6 protein-coding genes are annotated in these 4,760 nt (G+C 47.7%); all 6 read right to left on the bottom strand.

Annotated features, from left to right (window positions below):
* The coding region (locus OEM52_14060; protein ID MDK9701259.1) for a biopolymer transporter ExbD at positions 1-401 on the bottom strand (401 nt) is incomplete at its 3' end.
* A gap of 36 nt (positions 402-437) precedes the next feature.
* Positions 438-944 (bottom strand): biopolymer transporter ExbD, encoded by a 507-nt coding sequence (locus tag OEM52_14055; protein MDK9701258.1) that lies wholly within the window; start codon positions 942-944, stop codon positions 438-440.
* A gap of 87 nt (positions 945-1,031) precedes the next feature.
* Positions 1,032-1,751 (bottom strand): MotA/TolQ/ExbB proton channel family protein, encoded by a 720-nt coding sequence (locus tag OEM52_14050; GenBank protein MDK9701257.1) that lies wholly within the window; start codon positions 1,749-1,751, stop codon positions 1,032-1,034.
* 47 nt (positions 1,752-1,798) lie between these two features.
* Entirely contained in the window at positions 1,799-3,472 is a 1,674-nt protein-coding gene (locus OEM52_14045; protein MDK9701256.1) for a tetratricopeptide repeat protein, read from the bottom strand.
* A gap of 80 nt (positions 3,473-3,552) precedes the next feature.
* A complete protein-coding gene (locus OEM52_14040) occupies positions 3,553-4,404 on the bottom strand; it encodes a substrate-binding domain-containing protein (protein ID MDK9701255.1) in 852 nt (283 codons plus the stop codon).
* Positions 4,385-4,684 (bottom strand): hypothetical protein, encoded by a 300-nt coding sequence (locus OEM52_14035; protein ID MDK9701254.1) that lies wholly within the window; start codon positions 4,682-4,684, stop codon positions 4,385-4,387. The genes OEM52_14040 and OEM52_14035 overlap by 20 nt, the downstream gene beginning before the upstream one ends.
* Positions 4,685-4,760: the final 76 nt, after the last annotated feature.

Genomic DNA, 4,760 nt, shown 5'->3' with positions numbered 1-4,760 from the left:
GAAAATGGCGCTTGCGGCAACAACTTGGCAACAATCGTCAACTTTGTCCCGACTTGTGTTCTCCGTTCGAGGATTTTCGACTCAAGCGAATCCCATGGAATCAACTTCGGTAAGTCGTTTCCAACATTCGCATAGAGTTTGTTATCGTTGTCGACCCGGAAATTCAACATGGTAGATTGTTTGATTTCAATTTCGGTGTTCTCCGCTTGTTCCGGTGGCAGGTTAATCTCCATCGCTTGCGGAAGCCGGAACACCGTTGTAACCATAAAGAAAATGAGTAATAAGAAAGCAACGTCCACCATCGGCGTCATGTCGACCCGAACCATGATGCGCGGTTTCTTCCACTGCTTCTTTTTACCTCGGGCATGGCTTTTCGATTCGCCACCAACCATTCCGCCCATCGGTACTCTCCGTATTGTTGGTGCGGTTTCCCGCGATTATTTTTCGAGATCGGTTATCAAATAGAACCGGAGCAGGTTTTCGTCCTGCAACAACTGGTTTACCGACGCTACCGTCGCATAATCGGCGCGCTCATCCGCTTTGATAATTAACCGCAACTTGGGGTTATCCATTCGGGCGCGCATGATATTGTCTGGCAACGTCTCTTTCGATTGTGGAACCGATCGAAACTGTCCGAGTTCTTGATTCATTGCGGAAAAGCCAAGTCGTTGATCGACTTTTGCGATTCCCGTCGAGATCAGAATTCGGGAACTGTTTGCGACAAGCCGATTCTTCGACGTGTCGGCTTTCGTAATGGTTATCGTCAACACATCCGATTCCGGCAACTTGATGCTGCTATGGCTATCGGGCAACGACACCGGGGTATCCTCCGGTGGCTTGAACTGCGTTGTCGACATAAAAAATATGAGCAAGAGGAACGCGACATCGACCATCGGGGTCATATCCATCGCAATTCCCATGCGTTTCGCCTTCGGTACCGCCATATTTACACCTCTTGTCAGGTCAAGTGAATCAACCCAAACGCCGGGCACATAAAATTTGCCCAACTCCGATGGATTCGTTACCGATGACTATATTTTTTCCTTGAGCAATTCAAGGGTCATATACACCGCTTCGTCGATCGAATAGTTGAAATTATCGACGCGGGTAGTGAAAATATTGTAAGTGAAGATACCGACAATACCGCCGAAGATACCAAGAGCGGTATTGATTAGCGCTTCGGAAATACCCAACGCTAATTGCGATGCGTCCGGAGCACCAGCGCGCGCCATAGCATGGAACGAACGGATCATACCGATAACCGTACCGAGCAAACCGAACATCGTCGCGGTCGAAGCAATGGTCGACATACCAATCAAGTTTCGTTCGAGGAACGGCACTTCCAACAACCGGGCTTCATCCATTGCCCGTTGAGTTTCCGTCAACTTCTTCTCACCTTGCACCGAATTGTCTTTTTCAATGCGCACCCATTGTTCCATCCCGGCGCGCAAAACGGAAGCGGCACTTCCCTTTTGCTTTTCACACAGCTCAACGGCTTGTGTATACTTGCCTTCCCGCACCGCCTTCAAGAATTCGTTGAAGAACAATGGCAGCATTCGGGCGCCTTTCGCTTTGCTCAGAGTGAGCAACCGTTCGACGACAAACACCCAGATCATCAGGTTAAGCGCAAGCAAAATTGCGACAACCGGACCACCGTCCTGAATAAACTTCGGCAATACGAAAAAGATACCAATACCTACGACGACACAAACCAGTGCGGCGATAAGGACGAAGGCTCCCTGCTTCTTCATTGATCGTTCTCCTTACTAACGGAAACCACGCGAGCGAGATGCTGCGCTTACTTGCTGAGTTGATTTAAATAATTCTTTGCATCCGCATTTTCAGGGTCAAACTGCAACGCCTTGCGGAATGCTTCTTTCGTACGATTCAATAATTCGGTTCTTCCCGGTTCTGCAGCATATTGTGAATACCGGTTGATACCAATCCAAACCCAAACATCGGCGCTATTCGGATACATTCCGTCCGCCTTCTCCAACGTCTGTATCGCCTTAGAATACTGCTTCATGTTGTAATGCAGCATCGCAAGACGCATCCACCACTTTAAATCAAAATCCTTTCGGGACGATAGCGAATCGAGCAGGGCCACCGCATCTTTTTCCAATTTCTGTCGTTGCAAGATGTCGGATATAACTTGATAGGGGGCAATACTGGAATCGTTTAAAGCTAATCCCTTCCGCAAAGCTGCAATCGCTTCGTCACTCCGTTCCAAACCGTTGAATGCATACCCCAAGTTGATCCAAGCAGAAGCACTGTTCGGCTCGTTATCGATTTTTTTCTTGAGCCACACGATTGCAGAATCATACTGATCAATGGCGTAATATAATAAACCGATTCGAGTCAACAAATTCGCGTTAGTCCGGTCAGTTTCCCAACCTTTTTTTAACAACTCACATTGATTCAGAAGTACCGGGTGTTTGGTGGTATCGTGGCCCCAATATGCCTGTGTCATATCGGTCAGTTTCAAATAACGGGCTGCGTCAAAATCAGACGTGCCTGCCAATGGTCGCCAGTATTCGGTGGCAACGTCAAATTTCTTCTGTACCATGAACAAATCAGCACAAAGCTTTCGAACCGATGGATCGTCCTTCTTGGAAAGCGAAGCTTTCAGCGCAGTTTCCGCTTCGGCAACCCGATTCAACCGGGCATAGGTTTCTCCGATTAACCGATACACTTCGGCACTGGGATTCTCTTTGGCGGCAGCATCCAAGTAGGGGAGCGACTCTTTTAACTTCACAGAATCACCACGAGCGTTGTAATACAATAACTGACCGATACGAAAATTCACTCCTGGAAAACCTGGTTCAAGTTCATGCACCTTTTTGAAAGTTTCCAATGCGTCGCCGCCGCGCTTGGCAAATAGATACGCCAATCCAAGTTCGTACCGGATATCGTTGTCGTTTGGGTCCAATCGTAAAGCTCTTTGGAACGACTCAATCACGAAATCGACTACACCTTCCTTGCGGGAGATTAATCCCTGAATTTTGTAGTAGGTAGCATTCGTCGAATCAGACGATGTCACTTTCCAAATAAGTGAGGAAGCCTCGCTAATCGAATCGGTATAAGCTAATGCCAATGCCCGTGCTGCCTGCATATCAAGACTTTTACCCGATGCCTTGATACCATCCATTGCAATTTGTTTCGCTTCAATAATTCGGTTTTGCGAAATATAGATTTGCGTTAGTTGCAAAACGGCGCGACCGTCCTTTTTCGACTCGGAAATCGCCTTCTTCAAATTCTCTACAGCGTTAAGAGTATCGCCGGTTGCGGCTTGGGCAATTCCAAGATATCGATAAACCGAGCCGTCCTTATCACCTTTGGCAATCGACTCCTGCGCTATCTTCATGACATTCGACCATTCGCGCTTTTTATATGCGTCATCGATCTGCCCGGCACACGAAACAGTGATGAGTGAAACCAGCAATAACGAAACAACAATTTGTATTCGATTCACAATACGCCTCAAGAAAACTACTCGAAACAAAGATGATTTATTTACTTTAGACCCAAAATCATTGGGGAAGCCGGATATTCTCATTTGACCCGGATGGGTACCATCGCCGGCAAAACCCCATTATCCGATAAGAGTCGTTGACCCGGATTCGAAGTTACATGGTTTAGAAAACTTGTCGCCACATCAATTTCTTCCTTGAAAGTGATGTAAACGACCGGCAATACCCATGGGTAGCGCTGCTCATGAATTGCCCTCAGTGTCGGTCGCTGCAACTTGCCGTTAAAGTAGAGTCCTAACGGCTTAACATAGTCCGGGGCAACCCCTGCCATGGCTCCGAGTGCATCGGGTTCCTGTGCGACCCGGTAGGCTATCGAATCGGAAGGTACGATTTCCGCAATGATACGATCCGGTGTCCGATACAATACCTGCAACAATTCCCATACCCCGTCTCCCGGGGGCGGCAAATAGAGCTTGATCAAACGGTCGGTTCCGTTTACTGCTTGACTCCAGCTCAAGTTTGTCCCGGTCAAGATTGCCGCTAATTGTAATGAATCCAAATCATTCACCGGATTACTGTTGTTCACAATCAGTGACATCGGCATTCGCGCCAACCGGAACGTGTAAAGTGTCATGTCTTTTTGACGAAATGCAAGCGATTCCGGTTTAGTCAACGGACGGTCGATAACGATTTGTTCGGTTTTCTTGTTTAACAGCGAGTCGATTGCATCGCGACACGTGTGGCGAGACAGGTTTATTCGGGCTTTAGGGTACTTCGATTCAAAATCATTAACACTTTGCGCCATTAAATGTACAAGCGATGGCGCACAAGGCAATGGAGCGACACCGTCGAACGGTTTTCGCTGTGGTCCACAACCTGAAACAAGAGAAGTGGTAACGAAAAGCAGCGCGAAACTACGGTTTATCCAGCTCATCGATTTGCTCTTTCAGCGACTTGGCTTTTCTCAGCGAGTGCAGTTTGATACTGTACTGCACTATCCGGAATATTCCAAAGAGAATTATCGTAATTCCCAAGATAATCCGAATTTGGGAGTCAATCCACCACCCGCGACCCAATACTTTCAACAAGATGAGAACACCGCTGACAATAAACAAGGTGCCGACGGTGATGCCAAAGTAACCGGAGAGACGTCCCGATGATTGTTCAACGCCTCGACCGGGAAGTTTGTTTCGTTGCGGTAATGTATTGTTCATGGTTACTCGGCATCTCTTGACAGAACCAAACCGACCATAATGGCCGGTATGTCCTTTTCGTGCGGTTCATCTGCCG

The organism is bacterium (assembly GCA_030247525.1).
GTDB lineage: Bacteria > Electryoneota > JAOADG01 > JAOADG01 > JAOADG01 > JAOTSC01.
Note: the sequence above shows the minus strand (reverse complement) of the source record. Positions and strands in the feature narration are given on the sequence as shown.

Bases quoted from the DNA above. Each gene is read 5' to 3' on its own strand.
- OEM52_14055 (MDK9701258.1), bottom strand. From the start codon at position 944: ATGGCGGTACCGAAGGCGAAACGCATGGGAATTGCGATGGATATGACC.
- OEM52_14050 (MDK9701257.1), bottom strand. From the start codon at position 1,751: ATGAAGAAGCAGGGAGCCTTCGTCCTTATCGCCGCACTGGTTTGTGTC.
- OEM52_14040 (MDK9701255.1), bottom strand. From the start codon at position 4,404: ATGAGCTGGATAAACCGTAGTTTCGCGCTGCTTTTCGTTACCACTTCT.
- OEM52_14035 (MDK9701254.1), bottom strand. From the start codon at position 4,684: ATGAACAATACATTACCGCAACGAAACAAACTTCCCGGTCGAGGCGTT.